This window comes from Hyalangium sp. (assembly GCF_045802625.1).
Lineage (GTDB): Bacteria > Myxococcota > Myxococcia > Myxococcales > Myxococcaceae > Hyalangium.
Genome location: NZ_JBJMQP010000022.1, coordinates 32,086 through 55,227, shown reverse-complemented (window position 1 = coordinate 55,227; position 23,142 = coordinate 32,086). Strand labels below are relative to the sequence as shown.

The following is a 23,142-nucleotide window of genomic DNA, read 5'->3' as shown; positions in this document are numbered from 1 at the left end:
CATTGAGGGGGACAGCTGCCTCTGTTATCAGCCGCCCATGGTGTGGCTCATCCTGGCGGGCGCATTGGCGGGCGCCATGGACGCCCCCGCGAACACGGCTCTGACGCAGGCCCTCGCCCGGGAAGAGGCGGGAGACACCGCGGGAGCCCTCGCGGGAGTGGAATCCGTCATCAACAGCTGGCCCGCCTGGGAACTGCCCCGTCTGGAGGCCGCGCGGCTGATGCTCAAGCTGGGCGGAGAGCTGGACCGAGCCGAGGCCGAGCTGGATGTGGCCTCCGCCCTGGCGCCCGAGAACCCTCGGGCCCACTACCTGCGTGGGTTGCTGTACGAGGAGAGGGGACAGCCCCTGCTCGCCGCCCGGGCGTACGAGATGGCGCTCCTCTATCGCCCCTCGTTCGAGGAGGCCCGCTTCCGGGTGGCCGGGCTCTGGATGGCCCAGGGCGACTGGCTCAAGGCCGAGTACCACTACCGCCTGCTGAGCAAGGTCCGCCCCGAGTGGGTGCAGGTGCGCCTGCTGCTGGCCCAGGCGCTGGAGCAGCAGGGGCGGCAGAAGGATGCCGAGCATGAGCTGCTGGCGGCGCGGCAGCTCCAACCGGAGAACACGGTGGTGGTCCGCCGGCTCGCCGAGCTGTACGAGCGGACGGGCAGGGCGAAGCTCGCCCAGAAGCTGAGGAAGACGCTGGAGGCGCCCGCGCCCAAGCGCCACCTGCGCGCGTTGAAGCCGTCTCGTCGGTAGGCGAACGGCCGGGGCCCAGTTCGATTGCGCTCGGAGCGCTGGCGGATAGAGTGCGCGGGCCTTGAAGACCGCCAACCTCGCCATCGTCTTCACCGACATCAAAGGGTTCACCGAGCGTACCAGCCGGCAGACTCACGAGGAGAATCAGCGCCTGCTCCAGGTGCACCACGATCTCCTCGCGCCGTTATTCAAGGCGTTCGGCGGCCGCATCCTGAAGTCCATCGGGGATGCGTTCCTCGTCACCTTCGAGTCTCCCACCCAGGCCGTGCTCAGCGGCGTGGCCATCCAGGATCGCCTCTGGGAGTACAACCGCACAGCCCCCGAGAGCGCGCAGCTCCACGTCCGGGTGGCCATCAACGTGGGGGAGGTGCGCGTCGAGTCCAGTGACGTCTTCGGCGAGCCGGTGAACATCGCCGCGCGTGTGGAGAGCATCACCGAGGCGGGAGAGGTCTACTTCACCGAGGCGGTCTACCTCGCCATGAACAAGGCGGAGGTGCCCTCGCAGGAGGTGGACGCGTTCGAGCTCAAGGGCATCCCCGGGAAGATCCGCGTCTTCCGGGTGCCCAAGGGCCCCTACCGCGTGGAAGCGCCGGTGGCTCCCATGCCGGTGGCGGCGGGCGTGCCGCACGAGGGGCCTCCCTTCAGCAACCTGGCGCTCTCGCGGCTCACGGATGGAGGGATGCCCAAGGCGGACTTCGCCATGACGGCCGCCGTGCTCGGCCAGCGCGCGAAGCTGCTGGGCGGCCAGGCGCGAGGGTTCATGCGGGCCCTTCTCGAGCGCCTGCCGCCGGGCCTGCGCGAGCGTCTGCCACCGGGGGGAAACTGGCCTCGCCTGGCGCTCGGGCTGGGCGTGGTGGCCGTGGTGCTCGGCTTGGCGGTGGTGGCCTTCGGAGGCGGTCCCGCGCAGCGCGCCATCTCCTCCGTGAGGGAGGCCGATCCCTCCGAGCGGAGTGCGCTCGTCGAGAAGGCGCGCAAGCTCATCCAGGAGGAGAAGGATCCGGGCCGGCGCAGCTATCTGCTCGGGCAGCTGGAGGAGGCGCGGGGCGAGATGGGCAGCGCCGTGAGCTACTACAAGTCCGCCGTGAAGGCGGGGCACGGCAAGGCCGAGCATCGGCTCAAGGATCTGCTGAACCACCCGAAGTGCAGCGCGCGCTCGGCCGCCGCGGATGCGATCGCGGACCTGCGGCTGACGAGCGCGAAGGGGGCGCTGGAGGATCTCGCCGACGATGGCGGACCGGATGATGACGGGGGCACGGGCCTGCTGAGCGCCCTCAACTGCAACTCGAAGCGCGCCGCCAAGAGCGCCCTCAAGCGGTTGGGCGAAGAAGACTGACGCGGCCGGGAATCGAAGGAGAGAGACGATCTTGAGCCAGGTGAAGACGGGACTGGATGTGTGGGTGGAGCAGGGCTTCTCCGCGCTGAAGGGCAAGCGCGTGGGCGCCATTGTCAATCCCACGAGCGTGGACTCGCGCTTCCGCCACCTCGCGGATCTGCTGGCGCGCACGCCGGGGGTGACGCTGGCGGCGCTCTTCGGTCCGGAGCACGGTATCCGCGGCGAGGCCCAGTACATGGTGGCCGTGGGCGAGGCGAGAGATCGCCGCACCGGTGTCTCCGTGCACAGCCTCTACGGCTCCACCTTCGAGTCCCTGTCGCCCAAGGTGGAGTGGCTCTCGGGGCTGGACGCGCTCGTGTTCGACATCCAGGACGTGGGCAGCCGTTACTACACCTACGTCTACACCATGGCGCTGGCGATGAAGGTGGCGGCCCAGGCGAAGGTGCCCTTCTACGTGCTGGATCGGCCCAACCCGCTGGGCGGCACGCTGCTCGAAGGGAACCTGGTGGGCGAGCGCTTCCGCTCCTTCGTGGGGCTCTACCCGATTCCCACCCGCCACGGGATGACGGCGGGCGAGCTGGCCCGGCTCTTCAACGCCGAGTTCGGCCTCGGCTGCGAGCTGACGGTGGTGCCGTGCGAGGGCTGGCGCCGGGACATGTTCTGGTCCGACACGGGGCTGCCCTTCATTCCGCCCTCGCCCAACATGCCCACGCCGGACACGGCGCTCGTGTACCCGGGCATGTGCCTGGGCGAGGGCACCAACGTCTCCGAGGGCCGTGGCACCTGCCGCCCCTTCGAGCAGTTCGGCGCTCCGTGGCTGGACTCGGAGGCGCTGGTGGCTCGGCTGGAGAAGGAGCGCCTGCCGGGAGTCCTCTTCCGCCCCGTGGGCTTTACTCCCACCTTCGACAAGTACCGCGGCGAGTCGTGCAGCGGCGCCTTCATCCACGTCACGGATCGCCGGGCCTTCCTGCCGCTGCGCACGGGGATCGCCATCTTCCAGGCGGTGCGAGAGCTGGGCGGCAGCAAGTTCTCCTGGCGCGAGGACGCCTACGAGTTCGTCGAGGACGTGCCGGCCTTTGATCTGCTCTGCGGCACGGATCAGGTGCGCCGCGGCATGGAGGAGGGGTGGCCGTTGGATCGGCTCCTGGAGGGCTTCTCGGCCCAGACGGACGCCTTCGAGAAGCAACGGAGACCCTATCTGCTGTACGCTTGAGCGCAGGGCCCCCCGTGATCGGCATCATCTCCGACAGCCATGGTGATCTCGCCGCCTTCAACGCGGCGTACGAGCTGTTGCGGGAGAAGGGAGCCCGCCGCTTCCTCTTCGCCGGAGGGCGCTACACGGATCTGGATTCGTGGGTCCTCGAGCAGCGCGAGAAGTCCCGTGGGGGCCGTGAGTACTCGGACATGGACTTCCTGGCGGACGTGTCGCAGTGGCTGTCCTCGAAGGACGCGCTGCCGCGCCCGCCCGCGTTCGGCGAGGCCCCGGCGGACTTCGCGGCCGAGGAGGATCGCCGCCTGGTGCTGGAGCGCTTCATTCGCGTGCCCGAGCACGACTGTCTCCAGTACATGGATCCGAACATTCCTCGGAAGCAGCTGGACATGGTGGGCGATGCGCTGTGCTGCCTCGTCTACGACAAGAACGATCTGACGCGGGAGGATCTGCTCAACTCCACGGTCTTCATCCACGGCAAGGAGCCCGAGCCGAACGTGGTGCAGATCGGCCCGCGCTACTTCCTGACGCCGGGGCGGCTGACGGGCGCGGCGGAGCAGACGTGCGGGCTGCTGGAGAAGGCGGATCGCAACCTGCTCTTCACGGCCTTCCGGCTGGACGGGAAGACGGTGCTGGAGCCGCGGGAGCTTCAGCTCGGGCGTGGGACGAAGCTGCAGGTGAAGTGAGGTGGCCGTGCGGGTCGCGCTGCTGGGAGGCTCCTTCAATCCGCCGCACGTGGGCCACCAGCTGGCCGCCCAGTACGTGCACACCACGCAAGAGGTGGACGAGGTCTGGCTGATGCCGGCCTACCAGCACCCGTTCGGCAAGGCGCTGGCGCCCTTCGAGCACCGCGTGCGCATGTGCGAGCTGGTCTGCCAGGAGACCTCCGGCTGGCTGAAGACGAGCCGGGTGGAGCAGGAGGTGGCCGAGCGGGGCGGCGCCGGGTACACGGTGGAGACGCTGGGCTATCTGCGCGAGCGCTACCCGGAGCTGCGCTTCTCGCTGATCATCGGCTCGGACATCCTGAAGGATGTGCCGAAGTGGAAGAGCTTCGATCAGATCGAGCGGATGGTGCAGGTGCTGGTGCTGTACCGGGCGGGCTACCCGGCGAAGGGGACGCTGGGCCCGCCGCTGGCGGAGGTGTCCTCCACGCAGATCCGCGAGCAGCTGGCGCGAGGCGAGCGGCCCACGGAGCTGGTGCCGCGCCGGGTGCTGGACTACGCGCACCAGGCGGGCCTCTACGGCCTGTGATCAGAAGGACAGGCCCACGAGGTGCAGCGGCGCCGAGCACTGGTTGCTGCCGCTCTCCAGCTCCACGCATTGATCGAAGCGGTAGGCGACCTGGTAGTAGAAGGCCAGGGGGATGAGCTGCCCCAGGGTGAGCTGGAGCCGGACGGCCCCGCCGGCCGCGCGGTGGTCGTCCTTGAAGTCCGTGCGGGCCCACGTGCCGAAGCCCTCCACCTCGAGCTGGTTCACGAAGAGCGAGGGCAGCAGGTACAGCGTGGACGCCCAGCCATAGTCGACGATGAAGCGGTAGCGGTAGTTGGCGTTGGCGATCACGGCGTGGCGGGCGCGGAACGTGAAGTCCTCGTAGCCGCGCAGGTATTCGGAGAAGGAGATGCCGGACTGGAACCGCCGCGCGATGTTGGGATCCTGGATCTTCTTGGAGAGGTAGAGCGGGCTGCCAGCGGTGATTCCTCCGACCTCGAGCAGGCCGTCGGGAGCCCCCGGCAGGAAGCGGCCCGCCACCGACAGCTCCAGGTTGTCCTTCCCGAGCCCGGGGAGCCCGCCCGTGAAGGTGTCCACCTCGGCACGCACATCTCCCAAGGCGGTCTCGGTCCGGAAGGCCCGGGGGAAGACGCCCGCGGACAGCGAGAACGCCAGCGCCTTCTGCGTGCCGCCGTACGAGGTGCCCTCTCCGGCGAAGTAGGCCGTGGAGATCCGCGGACCGACGAGCGACGTGAGCTCTATCGGAGCACCCGTCTTCAAGTCGAGGTACTGGCGCCGCAGCCCCAGCAGCTCGAATGAGACGGGCGTGGTCCAGAAGCTCCGGGACGTCGAGAGTGAGGCCTGGAGATCCTGCTCGGACTCCGTGTTGGTGGAGGCGACGGAGCCCACGACGTACCACGGAGCGAGCAGCGCGTTGGCGTAGCTCACCGAGAGGTTCGGTCTCTGCAGGCCGGAGTCATAGGAGGCGTTGATCGCCCAGGCGTTGAAGCCGAGCCGATCCTGCCCCGCGAGCGAGAGGTACCCCAGCACGCGGGTCTTGTGGGTGTCCGCATCCTGGTAGGCGATGAGGAACGGGAAGCGCAGCTCCGGGTAGAAGAACCGCTCGAAAGGCTTGTAGGGCTCGTCGGAGAGGACCTTCACCTCCGGCGCGGGCGGAGGCGTGGCCGGGGGGGCCTCGGCCAGCGGCACGGTGGCGAACGCAGGGGCGGTGGGCGAAGGCGACGGGGAGCTGACGGAAGCCGGAGGAGCGGCCTCGGGCGCGGGTGTCCCGGGCGAGGAGGGAGGAGCCGCTGGGGTGCCAGGGTACTCGGCGAAGGCCTCGGGGGAGGGCGTCGCGCTGGGAGCGGATTCCGGCGCGGAAGGCGGTGGAGGCGCGGCTGGAGGCGCACCCGGCGCAAGCGTCGAGGCCACGGCCATGGGGGGCCGGGCGTCCGCGATCGGCGCGAGTGGAGTCCGATCGAGCGAGAAGTTGATGCCATCGCGGTTGAGGAACGCCACCTGTCCGTCGCCCAGGGGCTGCGCGTCCATCACCAGGTGGGGCGCATCCGTCACCCGCTGGAGCTCCCCCGTCGAGAGCCGCAGGACATGGGCCTGTAGCCGCTCGTCGTGCTCGCGAAGAAACAGGATCTGATCGTCATCCACCCACTGCGGCGAGTAGTTGAAGCGCCCATCCCGCGTGAGCCAGCGCACGCTCCCATCCTGCCCGCGCAGCGCCAGATCCCACCCGTCCGGCCCGCGCATCGTGAACACCACGCGCTGCCCGTCCGGAGACACCGTGGGGACGCCCAGGGAGATGTGGCCCTCGAAGTGGGTGAGCGGCTGCTGCTGGCCCGTCTCGAGATCCAGGCGGACGAGGTTCGCGGTGTCGCCTCCCTGGACGTCCACGAAGACATAGCCCGCGCCATCGGGCGTGATGCCGCCGCCCATCCCGTCCTGGATGTCCCAGGTGCGCAGCACCTCACCGGTGCGCGCGTCCACCCGCCACAGCCGCGACATGAAGGCACCCTGGCTGTCGATATCGGCCGCCACCAGGTAGAGCAGGGCGCCATCGCGGGTGAAGGACAGGCCGCTCATGACGGACGGGCTGCTGAGGATCCACCGGCGGCCCGGCAGCAGCAGGGTGAGATCTCGCGAGAAGCGGATGGATCCATCCCGCTCGCGCACGGTGAGGTGCGGCGTCTCCTCGCGGCCGACGTGGACGATCGCCGTGGCGCCATCCTTCGGAGAGGCCGCCATCCGCGCGAAGTACCCCACGTCCGGTGCCAGCACCGCCTGGGAGGCCGGGCGCTGTCGACGGACCAACTCCTTCTTCAGCGCCTCGGTGTACTCGTCGAACAGTCCGCCGATCGTCTTGCCGTACACGCTCCGGAAGCGCAGCGTCACCCCGAAGGGTGGCGCCCAGGACTGGCCCTGCTGGTTGATCAGCGACCAGAGCTGCCTCTCGCCATACGTGCGCGCCAGCCACCCCACGAAGTGGCTCCCCGTGAGGTAGTTGCCGCCGAACGGGTCCGCCTCCCTCTGATCGGGTGACAGGTGGCCGGGGTTCAGGTCCCCCTCGTTCGCCTGCACCATGGACTCGAACCAGCCGTGCCAGATGGGGCTGTGCGGGCGCCCCGTGTCCTTGTTGAAGTCACCCTCGTAGTACGTCGCCAGGCCCTCCAGGAACCAGGACTCGGTGAAGATGTTGGGCTGGGCGATGCCGCCGGTGAGGTAGTTGAGGCCGTGCCAGAGCCCCTCGTCCTGCTGCATCTGCACGTAGTGCACGGACTCGTGGCACCCGATGTCCCCCAGCTCCGTCTGGCCCAGGTCCATCAGGTTGAACAGCTCCAGGCTCATGTGAGAGGGCAGCACCATCTGCTGCGGAGTGCTCACCAGGTCCGGCTGGACGTACGCGTTGTTGAACCCCGCGCTCGTCATATAGAGGAGCAGCCGATCCCTCGGGCGCTTGCTCCAGGACAGCTCTCGCAGCCGGTCGACACAGGCCTCCACGCGGGCGGCGACCCGGAGCGCCTCGGGCTGGAGTTGCTCCGGGTAGTACAACTCCATGGAGCGCGTGGTGAGCTTGCGCATGCTGTCCCGCGCAAAGGACGCTTGGACCTCCTGAGAGAACCGAGGTGAGACGAAGGCGCACCCCGAGGCCATGAGCAGCAGGCAGGCGAGGAAGGGGGAGCCCCGAGGCCCGCGACGGAGCGTGTGCATGTCGCCATCCTACGGGCACAAGTCGTAGCCAAAGCCACGTTTTTCACGATAAGGGGCGCCCACGCTCCTCTCTCTTCAGGATGTGACATGGCCGAACCTGTCCCTCAGGACTTCCCCGTTCCGCAGCACGTGTACCAGGCGCAGGCCCAGCTCGCGGCCGCCTTCGAGAAGGTCGAGGGCAAGCCCGTCGATCTGTTGAAGGCCCCGTGGGCCGAGGTGGAGAAGAGCCTCATCAAGCTGCTGGGCGGGCCGTTCCAGGTGAACCGGCCGGAGCACCAGACGCTGGCGCTGGGGATCGCCGGGGCGTTCGCGGCGCGCATGGCGGCCGAGCACCGGGCCTTCTGGTTCCCCAACCGGGACTCGCCCGAGGGCGCCACGCTGGGCTTCCCGGATGCGATCATCATGCTGTCGCCGTTCGGCGCGGTGATGGATGCGCTGAGCCAGGGCAAGCTGGTGAAGCTGGAGGAGCTGTCCACGCAGATCCGCAACCAGCTGGGGCAGGTGCGCTTCGGGGCCAACGGGAGCATGGCGGGCGGCCAGCCCAAGATCGGGCCGATGGACTACCAGCGGCTGTTCGATCCGGGCTTCCTGCAGTTCGTGGTGCTGGATCCGGCCAAGGCGAAGAGCACCTTCGAGGCGAAGCCGGATGCGCTGGCGCGTGACGTGAAGGACGCGCTGGGGCGCACGCAGCCGCCGCTGCCCAAGGAGGCGCGCGATCAGTTCGAGGGACAGATCGTCGTGGCGCTCCAGCGGATGGATCCGAGCAAGCCCTTGGTGGACCAGGTGGAGCGCGCGCCGCGGCTGGTGGAGCTGATGGCGCACATGGTGGCCACGGTGGGTGGCACCGGCTGCGCGCCCGAGGAGTTCTGGGCGCAGATCGTCCTGCCGCTGCTCTTCATCGGCGTGCCGCAGCAGTTCCCGCCGCTCGATGAGGAGGAGCTCGAGGCCTACGCTCAGGGCGCCGAGCCGCTGGCGCTCTTCGTGGACGTGGTGCCGCACGCCCACAAGGCTCCGGAGGAGGGCCTGCTGGGCGCCTTCGAGATGACGGACATCGGCCTGCCGCACCCCTCCTTCTCGAAGGTGGGCGCGCTGCGGCTGATCCAGATCAACCCCGGCCACATCAAGGCGTTGCTGGAGCAGTTCGATCCGGAGAAGACGACGGACGTGGTGAAGCGCTTCACGCAGTACCTGGCGGAGAAGTCGGGCAAGACGCCCCCCCAGGAGGGCCCGCAGAGCCAGGAGATGATCCAGGCGGCGATGATGCTGCTCACGGATCTGAAGAAGGCCGTGGCGACCCAGGGGCCGCTGTGCCTGCGCCGGCTGACCGAGGCCGAGGCCGCCTCCGAGCAGGCCATGGCCCTGGTGCGCCGGGCCCTGCAGGGTGGTCGCATCATCCTCACCAGCTAGGAGCGCGCCGCTGTTACACGGCGGCGTTCTCGGGATCCACGGCCTGGGACTCCAGGTCGCGGGTCCCTCGGCTCGGTGCGGGTCCCCCCGTCAGCGGACGGGTCCGCCCGCACCGGCCGTCCCGCTCGCCCAAGGAGTACAGGAGCATTCGTTGGCCAATGGACCCTCGCGAGGATAGAAGCAGGGCGCGATGGCGTCCCCTGCCTCCGAACGGGCTGAACCCATGACTGTCGCTCCCCCGGCTGGAAGCGGCATTGGCGTGCGGGTGGAGCAGGTCTACCGCACCTTCCCCGGAGGCGTGGCCGCCGTGGACGGAGTGGACCTCCGGATTGCCCCGGGCTCCTTCGTGGCGCTCGTGGGGCCTTCGGGCTGCGGCAAGTCCACTCTCCTGCGCATCATCGCCGGCCTCGACACGGCCACCCGCGGCCGGGTGGAGTTGTCCCCCGCCTCCGGCCAGGTCCACGCCTCTCGCGCTCCCATTGCCTACGTCTTCCAGGACGCGCACCTGCTGCCCTGGCGCTCGGTGCTGGACAACGCCGCCCTCCCGCTGGAGCTGTCCGGGGTGCGCGAGCGCGAACGCTACGCCGCGGCTCGCGAGGTGTTGGCTCAGGTGGGGCTCGGCGAGTTCACCTCGCGCTACCCCGCAGAGCTCTCCGGCGGCATGCGCATGCGCGTGTCCCTGGCCCGAGCCCTGGTGACGCGGCCTCGGCTGCTGTTGATGGATGAGCCGTTCGGCGCGCTGGATGAACTCACGCGCGGACGGCTGGATGAGCAGCTCCGAGCGCTGTGGCACGAGCTGGGAATGACGGTGCTCTTCGTCACCCACTCGCTCTCCGAGGCGGCCTGGCTGGCCGAGCGCGTGGTGGTGTTCTCTCCGCGCCCCGGCCGGGTGGTGCTGGATCGGACGTTGGAGCTGCCCCACCAGCGCGTCCCGGCCCTGCGCCTGGAGCCTGCCTTCGCCCGCGAGGTGCAAGCGCTCTCCGAGGCGCTGGAACAGGGGGGCGCCTGATGCGTGGCACCTTGCTCCGCTCCGTCTTCCCGCCGGTGGTCGCGCTGCTGGTGTTGCTGGCACTGTGGGAGGGGCTCGTGCGCATCCTGGGCGTGCCGGCCTTCCTGCTGCCTCCTCCCTCGGCGGTGATCGCCATCGGGGTGCATGATGCGCGGGAACTTGCCGCCAGCGCCTGGGTCACCGCCGAGGCCGCGCTCATCGGCTTTGGCCTGAGCGCCCTGGCCGGGGTGCTCGCCGCGGTGGTGCTCTCGTCCTCACGGCTGCTCGAGCGCGCTCTCTATCCGTACACGCTCTTCCTGCAGACGGTCCCCATTGTCGCCGTGGCGCCTCTGCTGGTGCTGTGGTTTGGCCCAGGGCAGCGAGCGGTGGCGGCCTCGGCCTTCATCGTCTCGGTGTTCCCCGTCATCGCCAACACGCTCAGCGGCCTGCGCTCGGTGGAGCCGGCCCTGCGCGACATGTTCCGCCTCTATGGCGCGCGCCGGATCGCCACGCTGCTCAAGCTGGAGCTGCCGGGCTCCTTGCCCCACATCTTCACGGGGCTGCGCATCGCCTCGGGCCTGGCCGTGATCGGCGCCATCGTGGGCGAGTTCGTGGCCGGCTTCTCGGAAGGCACGGCTGGGCTGGGAATCCTGGTGCTCGCGGCGTACCGGCAGCTGCGCACGGACCTGATGTTCGCGGCCGTGTTGTGTGCGGCGGGGCTGGGTATCGTCTTGTTCGGGACGGTGAGCCTGGCGGGGACTCGGCTGCTGCGGCGCTGGCACCCGTCGGCCTCTTGAAGTGTCACCCTTGGAGGGAGGATTCATGAAGAAGCTGTGCTGGGTGGGTGTGTTGTGGTGCCTCGCGTCGCTGGGCGCGGGCTGCAGCAAGGACAAGGCCCCACCTGCGGCGGGGGAGGGGACCCAGGCGGCTGCGGCCTCTGCTCCGGCGCCCGCTCGGGTGAAGCTGGCGCTGGACTGGGTGCCCGAGCCTGAGTTCGGCGGCTTCTACGCTGCCCGCGAGAGTGGCGCCTTTGCTCGGCATGGGCTGGAGGTGGAGGTGCTCGGCGGTGGCGCCGGGGCCCCGGTCACCCAGATGGTGGCCACGGGGCAGGTGGAGTTCAGCACCACCAGCGCGGATCAGCTGCTGGTGGCTCGCGCTCGAGGGCTGGACCTGGTGCCGCTGTTCGCCGTGTACCAGGTGTCTCCGCGAGCCATCATGGCGCATGCCTCTCGGGGGCTCACCTCGCTGGCGCAGGTGTTCTCCGGGGGCACGCTGGCGGTGGAGCCGGGCGAGATCTTCGTGTCCTTCCTGAAGAAGAAGTACAGCTTCGACAAGGTGAAGGTGGTCCCCTACGACGGAGGCGTGGCCCGCTTTGTGGCGGATAAGGACTTTGCTCAGCAGTGCTTCCTCACCTCCGAGCCGCTGGCGGCCAAGAAGCAGGGCTCGGATCCGGTGGTCTTCAAGATCGCGGACGAGGGTTTCAACCCCTACGCCACGGTGGTGGTGACGCGGCGGGAGCTGGTGCAGAAGTCTCCCGAGCGCGTGCGCGCCTTCGTCGACGCCGTGCGCGAGGGCTGGCGGGCGTACCTGGACAACCCCAAGCCGGCCAACGACGTGATGGCGAAGCTCAACACCACCATGGAGCCGGAGGTCTTCGCCGCGGTGGCCGAGGTGCAGAAGCCGCTCATCGAGACCGAGGAGACGAAGGCCAAGGGCCTGGGCACCCTGAGCCGCGAGCGCTGGGAGATGCTGGGCAAGCAGCTCGTGGACCTGGGCATTCTGGAGAAGGCGCCGTCCGTGGATGAGTACCTGCTGCCGGAGCTCACCGAAAGGAAGCCATGAGCACGGAGTCTCAGTCGTCCACAGCCGCGCCCCAGCCCGGAGCCGCCGTGGTGCCGGTGGGCTCGGGCGCGATGTTCGACAAGATCGCCCGGCGTTACGATCTGCTGAACCGGCTGATGTCGTTCGGTGTCGACCAGCGTTGGCGCAACAAGACGGTGGACGCGCTCGAGCTGAAGCCGGGCGGCCGGGTGTTGGATCTGGCCACGGGGACGGCGGACCTGGCGCTCAAGGTGTTGCGGCGCCACCCGAAGACGACGGTGGTGGGGGTGGATCCCTCGGTGGGGATGCTGGAGATCGGTCGGCGGAAGGTGGCGGAGGCGGGGCTGGCCGGGCAGTGCGAGCTGCAGGTGGGGGATGCGCAGGAGTTGCTCTTCCCGGATCGCAGCTTCGATGGGGTGTGCATGGCCTTTGGCATCCGGAATGTCCCGGATCGATTGCGGGCGCTGCGGGAGATGGCTCGGGTGACGCGGCCGGATGGGCGGATCGCGATCCTGGAGCTGTCCGAGCCGAAGGGAGGCATCCTGGGGCCGCTGGCGCGGTTTCAGATCCGCACGGTGGTACCCTGGGTGGGCAGCGTGCTCTCGGGGGCTCGGGAGTATCGCTACTTGCAACAGTCCATCGCGGCCTTCCCGAGGCCGGAGGTGTTCGCGGACATCATGCGCGAGGCGGGCCTGGAGGTGCTCCAGGTGCAGCCGCTGACCTTCGGCGTGTGCTGCCTCTACGTGGCTCGGCCGCGGACGGCGGCCTGACGTCCAGCCCTGTGGATTCACCACAACCCGTGGGTTCGCAGCAGCTCTCCGAGAGAGTGAACTCCAGTCCGGTGCGCCTCGAAGAGCTTGGAGGCGGTCTCCGCCGTGGGCTGGGACCAGACGATTCGCTCGCGTTCATCGCGGAGCGCGACTCCGCAGAGGATGAATGAGGCGCGGAGCTCGTCCGAGGTGCTGAAGGAGAAGGGCTCGAACAGGAGCGGGTTCTGGCTGGTGAAGAAGGACTGCCGCACGCCGATCTCCCTCAGGGATGCCGCCACCCACTCGGGATGGAGGCCGTTGGCCAGCTCGTCGGCGATGACGAAGTCCTCGTTCACATCCAGGTAGTACAGGAAGGACAGCAGCCGCCTCTGCCCGTGGCCGAGCTGCGCTTGCGTCAGCTCCGTCCCATCAGACCGGGTGAAGCCGAAGCTGAACTGGCCAAAGCCCACTCGCCCGCCGTCTTCATATGTTCGCTTCTCGAGCACCTCCACTCGGAACTTCCCCGCCGTGAATCCGGCCAGCGTGGTGAACTTCGCCAGGAAGCTCTGCGGCATCTGATCGTGGGTCAGCTCGAGGGTGCTCGTCGGGGCCTTGCGCTCCACCTGCTCCCGGAGCCACGCCGGCATCCACGTGGGTAGCGCCATCAGACCCAGGGGGAACACCTCGGCGCCCTGCATCTCCATGGCGTACTTGATCTTGCCGATGTGCTCGAACATCCCCAGCGCCTCATCGAACCGCGAGGGCGCTAGCAGGAAGGTGCGGCGCAGCAGCTCCTTGAGTCGATCCTTCATGTCGCGGTCGATGTACTGCGCCACCATGAAGATCAGCGTCCACACAGAGCGATCCATCACCGACCAGTGCATGGACCGTGCGTAGGCGCTCTTGCCATTCACTTCGCAGTACAAGCCCGAGGCGTCGCCGCGCATCACGATCTCGGCGGCAGGGGCCTCGAGCCGAAGGGTCGCCTCGATGAGCGGCTCCAGGTTCGCTACCACCTCCGGCGTCCGGAGCGGCATCAGCACCGCCTTGTCCTTGGCAGGGCTCTCGGGCTTCGGAGTGCTGGAGCGCTGCTCGTTCCGGGCGCGCACGTGGATCGCCATCCCCGGAAAGGCGAGCTCGTACTCCAGGGAGAACTCCTCGTGGATCAGCCCCGAGAAGTCCGAGCAGAGGGCGATCGAGATCAGGTCCAGCAGCGTCGTCCGGCCGGTGCCATTCCTTCCCAGCACCAAGTTGCGAGTCGGGCTGAACGTGAGCTCGGTGCCGGGCGCGACGCCCCGGTATTTGTGGATCTTGAGCTTGTGGAGCTTCATGAGCGCTGAACCCGAGACCCTAGCCGTGAAGGCCTCGCGGTTCACCGCCCATTCAAGAGCTTTGTCAGATCGTCGAGCACTTCGGGCGGCAGCCGGGACACGGCCAGCCGCAGCGCACGCTGGGACAGGAGGCGGTACACCTCGGCGGCCTCGGGAGGGAGCGCCGCCAGATGGGCCGCCACGACGCCCGCGTCTCCTCGGGCCACCGGACCCGTGAGCCCCCGGCTCAGGCCTCGGGCTTCCATGCCGCGCGCCGCCGAGCGCATCAGGGGCAGCAGGGCTGGGAGCGCCGCCTCCTCCGGGATGCCGGCATGGCCCAGCGCCTCCACCGCCACGGACATGAGCGCCACCATGGCTCCCGCGCTGAGCACGGCGCCCGCGTGGTAGGCGGCCCGCCGCTTCTCGGGGACCTCCAGGATGGGAAGCTCCAGGTCCTTCGCCATCTGCCGCAGCACGGCCTTCAAGGCGCGCGAGCGGGTGCTGATGGCCACCGAGTGCCCGGCGAGCGAGTCCCTCGGGTCCGAGATCGCGCAGAGCGGGTGGAACGAGCCGAGCGGGCGGCCTCGCGGCGCACCCAAGGCCTTGAGCGGCAGGGCGCCCGCGCAGTGCACCAGCGCCGCGACTCGGCCGAGCCTGCGCGCCATCTCCCGAGCCACTTCGGGCACGGCCTTGTCGGGGACGCAGAGCAGGGCGACCCGCGCTTGAGCCAGATCCCGGGGAGTGGCCACCTTCAGGCCCAACGCCCGCACGCGGCTTTGGCCTTCATCGGTCCGGCTGAGGACGCTCACGGGCCAGCGATGCTGGGAGAGGGACAGCGCGAGGGCTCCGCCAAGGCGGCCTCCACCGACCACCAGGACCCTCGGGCGTCGCGCTGTCATGCACCCTCACGCCAGCCCTCATCCAGCAGGAGAGGGGACTTGCTCCGTGTCACCCGGCCTGGGCTCGAAGCTTCAGGCCGTCACGAGGTGGAACGCGAGCTGGGTGCCCCGCACCGCCACGCGCACCCGGTCTCCCGCCACGAACTCGCCCGAGAGGATGCGCTCCGCCAGGGGCGCCTCCACCAGCCGCTGCACCACCTGCCGCATCGGCCGAGCGCCGAGCTGCGGATCGAACCCGCCCGACTTCAGCAGGTGGCCCACCACGTCCTCGCCCGCCACGTACTCGATGCCGCGCTCCGTCGCGAGCCGCTTGCTGCTCTCGGCCAGCAGCAGCGTGGCGATCCGCGCCACCTCCACCTCTTTCAGAGGACGGAACGGCAGCCGCTCGTCGATGCGATTCCACAGCTCCGGCGGCAACGCCTTGCGCGCCGCCGCGCTCGCCAGATCCATGTCGCTCTGCCCGCCCACGCCCGCATCCGCTCCGAACCCCAGCGCCCGGCCCGTGCGCGAGAACGCCTCCGCGCCCAGGTTCGTCGTCAGCACGATCACCGTGTTCGAGAAGTCGATGTGCCGGCCCTTGCCGTCCGTCAGCCGGCCCTCCTCCAGCACCTGGAGCAGCAGCATCTGCACCTCGCGGTGCGCCTTCTCGATCTCGTCCAGCACCACCACGGACGAGGGCCGCCGCCGCACCGGCTCGGTGAGCTGGCCACCCTCGCCAAACCCCACGTAGCCCGCAGGCGAGCCGATGAGCCGCGACACCCCGTGCTGCTCGGACATCTCGCTCATGTCCAGCCGCACCAGCGCGTCCTTGTTCCCGAAGAGCACCTCCGCCAGCGCCCGCGCCATCTCCGTCTTGCCCACGCCCGTGGGCCCCAGGAATAGGAACGAGCCCATCGGCCGCCGCGAGGAGAAGCCCGCGTAGTTGCGGCGGATGACCCGCGCGATCTTCGAGATCGCATCCTCGTGCCCGATGACCCGCTGCGACAGGTCCGCCTCCAGGCTCAGCAGCCGCGCCGAGTCGTTCAGCAGCAGCCGCTCCTCGGGCACCCCCGCCAGCTTGGCCACCACCCGCGCCACGTCCGCCGGCTCCACCGACGTCTTGCCCTCGCGGCGGCAGCGCGAGCCCGCAAGGTCCGCCACCGAGATCGCCTTGTCCGGCATGAACCGGTCCGTCACGTAGCGAGAGGCCAGCGACGCCGCCGCCTCCAGGGCCTCCGGGGCGTAGCGCAGCCCGTGGTGCTCCTCGTACCGGCCAATCACGCCCTTGAGGATCTCCACCGTCTCCGGCACCGACGGCTCGTTCACCACCACCGGCGTGAAGCGCCGCTCCAGCGCCGGATCCTGGATGATGAACTTGCGGAACTCGTCGTGCGTCGTCGCGCCGATGCAGGGGAACTCGCCCCGACCCATCGCCGTCTTCAGCTCGTTGGCCGCGTCCTGCGGCCCATCGCCCGTGGAGCCCGCGCCCACCAGCGTGTGGATCTCGTCGATGAACACCACCACGCGCCCGTCCGCCTTGCGCACCTCGTCCTTGAGCGCGTTCAGCTTCTCCGAGAACGAGCCCCGGAGCTGCGTGCCCGCCACCAGCGACGCCATGTCCAGCTCGACGATGATCTTCGAGGCCAGCGTGCCGCGCAGCGTCACCAACTGCTGCGCCACGCCCTCCACCACCGCCGTCTTCCCCACGCCGGCCTCGCCCAGCAGGCACGGGTTGTTCGTGCGGCGCTTGCCGAGGATGTCGATGACCTCCTCGATCTCCTTCGCCCGGCCCACCACCGGATCCAGCTTCCCCTGCTGCGCCAACTGGCTCAGGTTGCGGCCCAGCGACGTGAGCAGCGGGAAGGCCTTGGGCTCCAGCACCAGCGACTCGGTCCCCTTGGGCACCGGGAACGGCACGGGCGTCGGAGTCGCCCGGGGCGCGGCCGTCACCGGGGCCGGAGCGGCAGCCGGAGCCGGCGCGGGAGGCACGGGGATGGCGCGGGCCACGGGCGGGGCTGGCGGCAGCGGCTCGGCGGCTTCGGGCGCCTCGTCATGGCCCTCGTCCGTATCAATGAGATCGCGCGGCGAGATCGCCGGCAAGGAGGGACGGCTCGGAGTCGCTGGCCGAGGCAGGCTCAGCGCCACGGCGGACTGGGGCAGGGGAGTCGGCGGCGAGCCCAGGGGACGGCCCAGCGGGTAGCGCGTCCCGAGCGCCTGAGGCTGCTGCATCCTCCCGGCCTGCAGCTTCCGAGGCATCCGGCCGCTGGTGAAGTACGAGAGCGCCGTGGTGCGCAGGCCGATGAGGTCCACCCCCGCCCGCGTCAGCAGCTCGTTCGCCGCGCAGCGCACCCGCGCGAAGGCAATCAGCAGGTGCAGGCAGTCCGCCTCTCGCGAGTCGCACTGCTGGGCGATGACCCGGGCGCGCTGGCACAGCTCGCGGACGAGGTGCTCCTCCTCCGCCGGAGCCTCCGTCATCTGCTCGAGCAGCCCGTCCTCATCGACTCCCTTTTCCCTGAGGAGCACCTGCGCCGGGTTGTCCACGGTGAAGAGCGCCAACAACAGGTGGGCGGAGCTGAGTTTCTGGGAAACGCTCTGAGCAATGTCCTTCGCCTCGTGGAGGACCTGCGAGAGATCCGTGCTATCGACCATTGGCGCTCCGGCAAGCGGGCACCCGAGCAAATACACCGACCCGATCCCAGTCGCAAAATTTCTGCTACAGGCCGCTACAAGGTAGGGGTAAACCCGCTGAATTCGTGGAATGTGGCAGGTTGCTCGCCTGTTCGGCGGCCCAACTCCCCACCGCCCAGGCAATCAAGGGGCGCCAATCAGCGTAAAGTGCCGGGACCTTTCGATCTTATGACCTCACTTGCTCAACCTGCCCGCGTCCTCGTCGACCCGCTCGACGGGATGGGGGCCGCCATTGAGGCCCGCCGCTGGGTGTGGCCTCTGCTCTTGCTCTGCCTGTCCGTGTCGCTGTCGGGCACCGCCTTTGCCCTGCGCTGGGATGCGGCGCCGGCCACGATCCAGAAGCTGGAGACGAGCGGTGACATCAGCCGGTACTCGGAGAGCGAGCTCGCCGACGAGATCCAGACCACCTCGCGCAAGGCGCTGGTGGGAGGCATCGCCAAGGGCGTGTTCCTCATGCCGCTGATGGTGCTGGTGCTGGCGGCGGTGCTGTGGTTCGCCGCGTGGCTGTTCGGCACGCCCGCGGCCTTTGGGCGGATGATGACGGTGGCGGCCATCGCGATGCTGCCCATCGCCCTCTACCACTTCATCTTCGCGGGCTGTGCCGCCGCGCAGTTTTCGATGACCGAGGCGCGGGTGGAGACGCTGGTGCCCTCCAGCCTGGCGGCGCTCGGCGAGTGGTCTCCCAAGCTCCAGAAGGTGATGGGCGCGCTGGACTTCTTCAAGCTGTGGAGCGTGGGGCTGCTCGGGCTGGGCTTCTCCTCGGCCACCGGGATGCGCCGGAGCCGGGCCCTGCTGCTGGCCGTGGTGCTCTATGCCATGTATGTGGGCATCTTCGCCATCGGGCTGCCAGCCATGGGCGGTGGGCATGGCGGTCCCGGCATGCGAGGTGGGCGATGAACGCCCTGATGATCGCGGCGCTGCTGACCGCCGCTCCCCAGGCCTCGCAGCCTCCCGTGGCCCCGCAGCCTCCCGTGGCTACGCAGCCCGCTCAGGCTCCGTCCAGCACCAGCGCCATGCCGGGTACCCAGGCCGCGCCCGCCGCGGGCACCATCCCCATCACCCTGGCTGAGGCCCGCGCCGAGGGACGGAACAACACCCAGGCCCTGCTGGCCCTGCTGGATCTGGAGCGCGCGCAGGTGGACGTGCGCCTGTCTCGCGCGCCGCTGCTGCCTCAGGTGAGCTTCTCCACGATCGCGGGCGGGGCCCTCATCGGCCGGCAGCGCGTCTTCACCACCGTGCCGGACCCCACCACGGGTGGCTTCGTGCAGGAGTCGGTGGAGGTGCCCGCCACCACTCGTGGCAACTACGACATCTCCCTGAGCCTCTCGCAGGTTCTCTATGATCAGGCGCGCTGGTCGCAGCTCGAGCAGAGCGGGGTGGCCGTGGAAGCCTCGCGCGGCCAGGCGCAAGAGCAGGCGGACGCCGCTGAGCTGGAGGCCATCAACCGCTTCTTCAGCCTCTATCGCTCGCAGGCCACCATCCAGGTGCTGGAGGCCACGGTGCAGCGCAGCCAGGAGCAGCTCGAGCGCGCCCGGGCGCTCTTCCAGGCGGGCCGCGTTGGCCGGGGCGAGGAGCTGTCCGCGCTGGTGAACCTGGGCAACGATCGTATCAACCTCGTGCAGAGCCGCGCGTCGCTCGTGGGCAACCAGACGCAGCTCGCGGTGTGGCTGGCTCGGCCCGGCACAGATCCCCTGGCGGCCCAGGATCCCGGCCTGCTCACCACGGCCCCCGCTCCGGCCCCCGCCCTGGAGGCCGCGCTCGCCGAGGCCCGCCAGCGGCGTCCGCTCATCGTCGCCCTCCAGAAGCAGGTGCGTGTCGCGGAGCTGGCCAAGGACGTCGCCACCGCGGCCTACTTCCCGCGGCTGGTGGGGCAGGGCTCGTACTCGCGCGGAGGCCCCAGCCCGGGCCCCGTCTTCACCGAGCCTCGCTTGCAGAACACGGTGTCTGGCTCCGTCTCTCTGCAGTGGGACATCTTCAGTGGCTTGGCCACCCAGGCCCAGGTGGCTCGGGCGCAGGCCTCGGTGCGCACCGCGCAGCTGAACCTGGAGCAGGCCCAGCGGGAGCTGGATGCCACGGTGCGCTCCGCCGTCGAGGCGCTGACGACGCGGATCGAGGCGGCGCGGCTCTCGGCGGAGAACCGGGAGGCCGCTGCCCAGAGCCTGGCGCTCGCAGAGGAGCGCTTCAAGGCGGGCGCGGGCTCGACGCTGGAGGTGCGCGACGCGCAGCTCAAGCTCACCCAGGCGGAGCTGACCCTGCTGGGGAACCGAGTCGATGTGGAGATTGCCCGCTTCGCGCTGATGCGGGCCATGGGAATCCTGAGCACGGGGGAGTCGAAATGAAGTGGTGGAAGGCTGTCATCGCGGGAGTCCTGTTCCTGGGGGCTGCGGCCATTACGGCGGGTGGGCTGAAGGAGCGTCCTCCGCCCACGGTCGAGGTGCAGATCTCCAAGGCCCACAAGGGCACCATCACCCGGACGATCACCGGGGCCGGCAAGGTGCAGGCGGCCACCACGGTGAAGATCTCCTCCAACCTCTCCGGTGATCTGGTGGCGCTGGGGGTGAAGGAGGGCGATCGGGTGACGAAGGGTCAGGTGCTGGGGAAGATCGATCGCCGGCGCTACGAGGCCTCGGTGAACCAGGCGCGCGCCTCGCAGAACGCCTCCAAGGCGGATGTGCAGGTGTCTGCGGTAGAGGCCCAGCGCGCCGCCGCCGAGTACGTGCGTGTCGAGGGGCTGGTGAACAAGGGGCTGGCCTCCACCGCCGAGCTGGAGCAGGCCAAGGCCAACAAGGACACGGCGGACGCGCGGGTCGCGGCGGCGCAGCAGCGCTTCGAGCAGGCCGCGGCCGCCTATGACGCGGCGTCCACGGATCTGGCGAAGACGACGCTCACCTCGCCCATCGACGGCAACGTGATCGAGCTGTCGCGCGAGGTGGGCGAGCGCGTGCGCGGCTCGGACTTCTCCGAGGACGTGGTGATGACGATCGCCGCGCTCAGCGCCATGGAGGTGAAGATCGAGGTGGGCGAGCACGAGGTGGTGCACCTCAAGCCCGGCCAGCCCGCCGAGGTCTCGGTGGATGCGCTGGAGGGCGACTCCTTCCAGGGCTCGGTGGTGGAGATCGCCCAGAAGGCCCTGATCAAGAACCCGGGCACGGAGGCGGAGGTGACGACGTTCCCCGTCACCGTGGCGCTGGACTCGCGGCCGCCGGGGGTGATGCCGGGCATGAGCGCCGAGGTGCGCATCTCCGCGGAGACGCACAACGAGGCGGTGCTGGTCCCCATCCAGGCGGTGACGGTGCGCTCGGAGAAGATCCTGCCGGACTACAAGCCGCCGGTGGAGGGCGGGGGGCTCACGGCCAAGCGCAAGACGGAGTCGCTGGCCAAGGTCGTCTTCGTGGTGGACGCGGACAACAAGGCGCAGATCCGCCGGGTGCGCACGGGCATCGCCTCGGACACGGAGCTGGAGATCCTCGAGGGGCTGCAGGACGGGGACCGCATCATCGAGGGCCCCTACCGCACGCTCTCCAAGGATCTGAACCACGGCGACGCGGTGCGCGAGCCCCAGCAGGGCGGCCCCGGTGGCATGAAGGGTGGGCGCAAGTCGTGACGGCCGAGAACGGTGCCGGTCCGGATGGCCGGCTCATCCAGCTGCTGGACATCACCCGCGTCTTCAGCGTGGGCGGCGAGGAGGTGCGAGCGCTGCGCGGTGTCTCCTTCGGCATCGCCCGGGGCGAGTGGGTGGCCATCATCGGCCAGTCCGGCTCGGGGAAGACGACGTTGATGAACCTGCTGGGGTGCCTGGATACGCCTTCCTCCGGCCGCTACTTCCTCAACGGGAAGGACGTCTCGCGCATGAGCGATGACGAGCTGGCGTTCATCCGCAACAAGGAGATCGGCTTCATCTTCCAGACCTTCCAGCTGCTGCCGCGCGAGACGGCGCAGTCCAACGTGGAGCTGCCGCTGGTGTACCGCGGCGTGGGGGCCCGCGAGCGCCGGGAGAAGGCGAGGGCGGCGCTGGAGAAGGTGGGGCTGGGCCACCGCATGCACCACAAGCCCAACGAGCTGTCCGGCGGCCAGCGCCAGCGCGTGGCCATTGCCCGGGCGCTGGTGGCCGAGCCCTCCATGCTCCTGGCGGACGAGCCCACCGGCAACCTGGACTCGACCACGGGCGAGGAGATCGTCCGGCTCTTCGAGGAGCTGCACAAGGCCGGGCACACGCTGGTGCTGGTGACGCACGAGCCCAAGCTGGCGGCGCGCTGCCCGCGAGCGGTGCGCCTGAGCGACGGGGAGGTGGTGGCGGACGGGCCTGGGCGCGAGGTGGCGCTCGCCGATCGCGGGCTGCCCCTGGCGCAGGCGGCGGGGGGCGCATGAGCGTCTTCCGAGTCGATGTCATGGAGGGGGCGCGCATCGCGCTCTTCTCGCTGAAGGCCAACCGGATGCGCACGGTGCTCACCACGGTGGGCATTGGCATCGGCGTCGCCACGCTGCTGGCGATCATCGGCATCGTCCAGGGGCTCAACGCCTCGTTCGACAAGCAGCTGGCGACCATCGGCGCCAACACCCTCTATGTCTCCAAGTTCCCCTGGGCGATCCGCGGGGACTGGTGGACCTTCCGCAACCGCAAGAACTTCACCCTGCCCCAGGTGGAGCAGATCCGCTCCCAGTCCACCTATGTCACCGCCATCTCGCCCATCGTGGGCCGCGCGGCGGACGTGTCCCACGGCGCGGAGCAGCTCGCCAACGTGGGCGTCAACGGGGTGATGGGCGAGTACCTGGTCATCTCGGGCTACGAGGTGACGCAGGGGCGCTTCATCACCGAGGCGGATGACGAGACGACGCGGCCGGTGGCCGTCATCGGCTCGGACGTGGCGGCGGGGCTCTTCCCCAACATCAGCCCGATCGGGCAGACCATTCGCATCGAAGGCCAGCCCTTCCAGGTGGTGGGCACGCTGTCTCGTAAGGGGAAGATCCTGGACAACAACCAGGATCTCGTCGTGCTGATCCCCTTCAAGACCTTCTACGGGGCGTTCGGCAAGCAGCGCCCGTTCAGCATCTCCATCGCGGTGCACAGCGCGGAGGAGGTGCAGCAGGCGGAGGATCAGCTCACGGGCATCCTCCGGCGCGTGCGCGGCACGCCCGCCGGCGAGCCGGACGACTTCTCCATCAACCGCCCGGAGATGCTGGCCAACACCTACCAGCAGCTCACTGGCGCGCTGTACGGCGTGGCGGTGGGCGTGGGCCTGATCACCATGCTGGTGGGCGGCATCGGCATCATGAACATCATGCTCGTGTCCGTGCGCGAGCGGACGCGGGAGATCGGCATCCGCCGGGCGCTGGGCGCGCGCAAGCAGACCATCGTGCTCCAGTTCCTCATGGAGGCCTCGGCCGTGTCCGCGGTGGGCGGGACGCTGGGCACGGTGGTGGGGCTGGGGCTGGCCAAGGTGGTGTCGCTCATTACTCCGCTGGCGGCGGACGTGCAGGTGCTCACCGTGGTGGGCGGCGTGGGCTTCGCGGCCGTGGTGGGGCTGCTGTTCGGCATCTGGCCGGCGGCGCGTGCGGCGAACCTGGACCCTGTGGAGGCGCTCCGCTACGAGTGA

The 23,142-nt window shown here is 69.6% G+C and carries 19 protein-coding genes; 15 read left to right on the top strand and 4 right to left on the bottom strand.

Annotated elements, in window-relative coordinates:
• Window positions 1-37 precede the first annotated feature (37 nt).
• The 5 genes from ACJ8AT_RS04180 (at window position 38) to nadD (ending at window position 4,530) form a co-directional block, all read left to right on the top strand.
• On the top strand, window positions 38-736 hold the full coding sequence (locus ACJ8AT_RS04180) for a tetratricopeptide repeat protein (RefSeq protein ID WP_407736237.1): 699 nt from the start codon (window positions 38-40) through the stop codon (window positions 734-736).
• A 61-nt stretch (window positions 737-797) separates the two neighbouring features.
• Complete coding sequence (locus ACJ8AT_RS04175) at window positions 798-2,069, top strand: adenylate/guanylate cyclase domain-containing protein (protein WP_407736236.1); 1,272 nt, start codon at window positions 798-800, stop codon at window positions 2,067-2,069.
• A 31-nt stretch (window positions 2,070-2,100) separates the two neighbouring features.
• Window positions 2,101-3,282 (top strand): exo-beta-N-acetylmuramidase NamZ domain-containing protein, encoded by a 1,182-nt coding sequence (locus ACJ8AT_RS04170; protein ID WP_407736235.1) that lies wholly within the window; start codon window positions 2,101-2,103, stop codon window positions 3,280-3,282.
• Between the two features lie 14 nt (window positions 3,283-3,296).
• A complete protein-coding gene (locus ACJ8AT_RS04165) occupies window positions 3,297-3,965 on the top strand; it encodes a hypothetical protein (RefSeq protein ID WP_407736234.1) in 669 nt (222 codons plus the stop codon).
• A gap of 7 nt (window positions 3,966-3,972) precedes the next feature.
• Window positions 3,973-4,530, top strand: a complete 558-nt coding sequence (nadD, locus tag ACJ8AT_RS04160) for a nicotinate (nicotinamide) nucleotide adenylyltransferase (RefSeq protein WP_407736260.1) — start codon at window positions 3,973-3,975, stop codon at window positions 4,528-4,530.
• Here the strand turns inward: nadD and ACJ8AT_RS04155 are convergent, their stop codons facing one another.
• Entirely contained in the window at window positions 4,531-7,707 is a 3,177-nt protein-coding gene (locus ACJ8AT_RS04155) for a hypothetical protein (protein WP_407736233.1), read from the bottom strand. It abuts the gene before it with no gap.
• A gap of 87 nt (window positions 7,708-7,794) precedes the next feature.
• On the opposite strand from ACJ8AT_RS04155, the gene ACJ8AT_RS04150 reads away from it, so the two are divergent.
• The 5 genes from ACJ8AT_RS04150 (at window position 7,795) to ubiE (ending at window position 12,693) form a co-directional block, all read left to right on the top strand.
• The gene (locus ACJ8AT_RS04150) at window positions 7,795-9,114 is read left to right on the top strand and encodes a hypothetical protein (RefSeq protein WP_407736232.1); all 1,320 of its coding nucleotides are present in this window, start codon (window positions 7,795-7,797) and stop codon (window positions 9,112-9,114) included.
• 223 nt (window positions 9,115-9,337) lie between these two features.
• On the top strand, window positions 9,338-10,123 hold the full coding sequence (locus ACJ8AT_RS04145; protein WP_407736231.1) for an ABC transporter ATP-binding protein: 786 nt from the start codon (window positions 9,338-9,340) through the stop codon (window positions 10,121-10,123).
• Complete coding sequence (locus tag ACJ8AT_RS04140) at window positions 10,123-10,899, top strand: ABC transporter permease (protein WP_407736230.1); 777 nt, start codon at window positions 10,123-10,125, stop codon at window positions 10,897-10,899. Before ACJ8AT_RS04145 ends, ACJ8AT_RS04140 begins: the two co-directional genes overlap by 1 nt.
• A 25-nt stretch (window positions 10,900-10,924) precedes the next feature.
• Entirely contained in the window at window positions 10,925-11,944 is a 1,020-nt protein-coding gene (locus ACJ8AT_RS04135) for an ABC transporter substrate-binding protein (RefSeq protein ID WP_407736229.1), read from the top strand.
• Window positions 11,941-12,693, top strand: coding sequence for a bifunctional demethylmenaquinone methyltransferase/2-methoxy-6-polyprenyl-1,4-benzoquinol methylase UbiE (ubiE, locus tag ACJ8AT_RS04130; RefSeq protein ID WP_407736228.1), 753 nt, complete (start codon window positions 11,941-11,943; stop codon window positions 12,691-12,693). The genes ACJ8AT_RS04135 and ubiE overlap by 4 nt, the downstream gene beginning before the upstream one ends.
• 17 nt (window positions 12,694-12,710) lie before the next feature.
• On the opposite strand, the gene ACJ8AT_RS04125 is transcribed toward ubiE, so the two are convergent.
• From ACJ8AT_RS04125 to ACJ8AT_RS04115, 3 genes are all read right to left on the bottom strand, one after another.
• Complete coding sequence (locus ACJ8AT_RS04125; protein WP_407736227.1) at window positions 12,711-14,003, bottom strand: ATP-binding protein; 1,293 nt, start codon at window positions 14,001-14,003, stop codon at window positions 12,711-12,713.
• A 41-nt stretch (window positions 14,004-14,044) separates the two neighbouring features.
• Window positions 14,045-14,881 carry a DUF2520 domain-containing protein gene (locus ACJ8AT_RS04120; RefSeq protein ID WP_407736226.1) on the bottom strand — a complete coding sequence of 279 codons (837 nt, stop codon included), beginning with the start codon at window positions 14,879-14,881 and terminating at the stop codon, window positions 14,045-14,047.
• A gap of 72 nt (window positions 14,882-14,953) precedes the next feature.
• Entirely contained in the window at window positions 14,954-17,509 is a 2,556-nt protein-coding gene (locus ACJ8AT_RS04115; protein ID WP_407736225.1) for an AAA family ATPase, read from the bottom strand.
• 207 nt (window positions 17,510-17,716) lie between these two features.
• Here ACJ8AT_RS04115 and ACJ8AT_RS04110 point away from each other — a divergent pair, with 207 nt between their 5' ends.
• Genes ACJ8AT_RS04110 through ACJ8AT_RS04090 form a run of 5 tightly spaced genes read left to right on the top strand, consistent with a single transcriptional unit; the run spans window position 17,717 to window position 23,142 of the window.
• Window positions 17,717-18,445 (top strand): YIP1 family protein, encoded by a 729-nt coding sequence (locus tag ACJ8AT_RS04110; RefSeq protein ID WP_407736224.1) that lies wholly within the window; start codon window positions 17,717-17,719, stop codon window positions 18,443-18,445.
• Window positions 18,442-19,887, top strand: a complete 1,446-nt coding sequence (locus ACJ8AT_RS04105) for a TolC family protein (protein ID WP_407736223.1) — start codon at window positions 18,442-18,444, stop codon at window positions 19,885-19,887. Before ACJ8AT_RS04110 ends, ACJ8AT_RS04105 begins: the two co-directional genes overlap by 4 nt.
• Window positions 19,884-21,152: an efflux RND transporter periplasmic adaptor subunit gene (locus ACJ8AT_RS04100; RefSeq protein ID WP_407736222.1), complete on the top strand. Its 1,269-nt coding sequence runs from the start codon at window positions 19,884-19,886 to the stop codon at window positions 21,150-21,152. The genes ACJ8AT_RS04105 and ACJ8AT_RS04100 overlap by 4 nt, the downstream gene beginning before the upstream one ends.
• The gene (locus ACJ8AT_RS04095) at window positions 21,149-21,916 is read left to right on the top strand and encodes an ABC transporter ATP-binding protein (protein ID WP_407736221.1); all 768 of its coding nucleotides are present in this window, start codon (window positions 21,149-21,151) and stop codon (window positions 21,914-21,916) included. The genes ACJ8AT_RS04100 and ACJ8AT_RS04095 overlap by 4 nt, the downstream gene beginning before the upstream one ends.
• Window positions 21,913-23,142 (top strand): ABC transporter permease, encoded by a 1,230-nt coding sequence (locus ACJ8AT_RS04090; protein ID WP_407736220.1) that lies wholly within the window; start codon window positions 21,913-21,915, stop codon window positions 23,140-23,142. Before ACJ8AT_RS04095 ends, ACJ8AT_RS04090 begins: the two co-directional genes overlap by 4 nt.

Coding starts and splice junctions, on each gene's coding strand:
- ACJ8AT_RS04180 (WP_407736237.1), top strand. CDS start 38: ATGGTGTGGCTCATCCTGGCGGGCGCATTGGCGGGCGCCATGGACGCC.
- ACJ8AT_RS04155 (WP_407736233.1), bottom strand. CDS start 7,707: ATGCACACGCTCCGTCGCGGGCCTCGGGGCTCCCCCTTCCTCGCCTGC.
- ACJ8AT_RS04150 (WP_407736232.1), top strand. CDS start 7,795: ATGGCCGAACCTGTCCCTCAGGACTTCCCCGTTCCGCAGCACGTGTAC.
- ACJ8AT_RS04145 (WP_407736231.1), top strand. CDS start 9,338: ATGACTGTCGCTCCCCCGGCTGGAAGCGGCATTGGCGTGCGGGTGGAG.
- ACJ8AT_RS04140 (WP_407736230.1), top strand. CDS start 10,123: ATGCGTGGCACCTTGCTCCGCTCCGTCTTCCCGCCGGTGGTCGCGCTG.
- ACJ8AT_RS04135 (WP_407736229.1), top strand. CDS start 10,925: ATGAAGAAGCTGTGCTGGGTGGGTGTGTTGTGGTGCCTCGCGTCGCTG.
- ubiE (WP_407736228.1), top strand. CDS start 11,941: ATGAGCACGGAGTCTCAGTCGTCCACAGCCGCGCCCCAGCCCGGAGCC.
- ACJ8AT_RS04125 (WP_407736227.1), bottom strand. CDS start 14,003: ATGAAGCTCCACAAGCTCAAGATCCACAAATACCGGGGCGTCGCGCCC.
- ACJ8AT_RS04120 (WP_407736226.1), bottom strand. CDS start 14,881: ATGACAGCGCGACGCCCGAGGGTCCTGGTGGTCGGTGGAGGCCGCCTT.
- ACJ8AT_RS04115 (WP_407736225.1), bottom strand. CDS start 17,509: ATGGTCGATAGCACGGATCTCTCGCAGGTCCTCCACGAGGCGAAGGAC.
- ACJ8AT_RS04110 (WP_407736224.1), top strand. CDS start 17,717: ATGACCTCACTTGCTCAACCTGCCCGCGTCCTCGTCGACCCGCTCGAC.
- ACJ8AT_RS04105 (WP_407736223.1), top strand. CDS start 18,442: ATGAACGCCCTGATGATCGCGGCGCTGCTGACCGCCGCTCCCCAGGCC.
- ACJ8AT_RS04100 (WP_407736222.1), top strand. CDS start 19,884: ATGAAGTGGTGGAAGGCTGTCATCGCGGGAGTCCTGTTCCTGGGGGCT.
- ACJ8AT_RS04090 (WP_407736220.1), top strand. CDS start 21,913: ATGAGCGTCTTCCGAGTCGATGTCATGGAGGGGGCGCGCATCGCGCTC.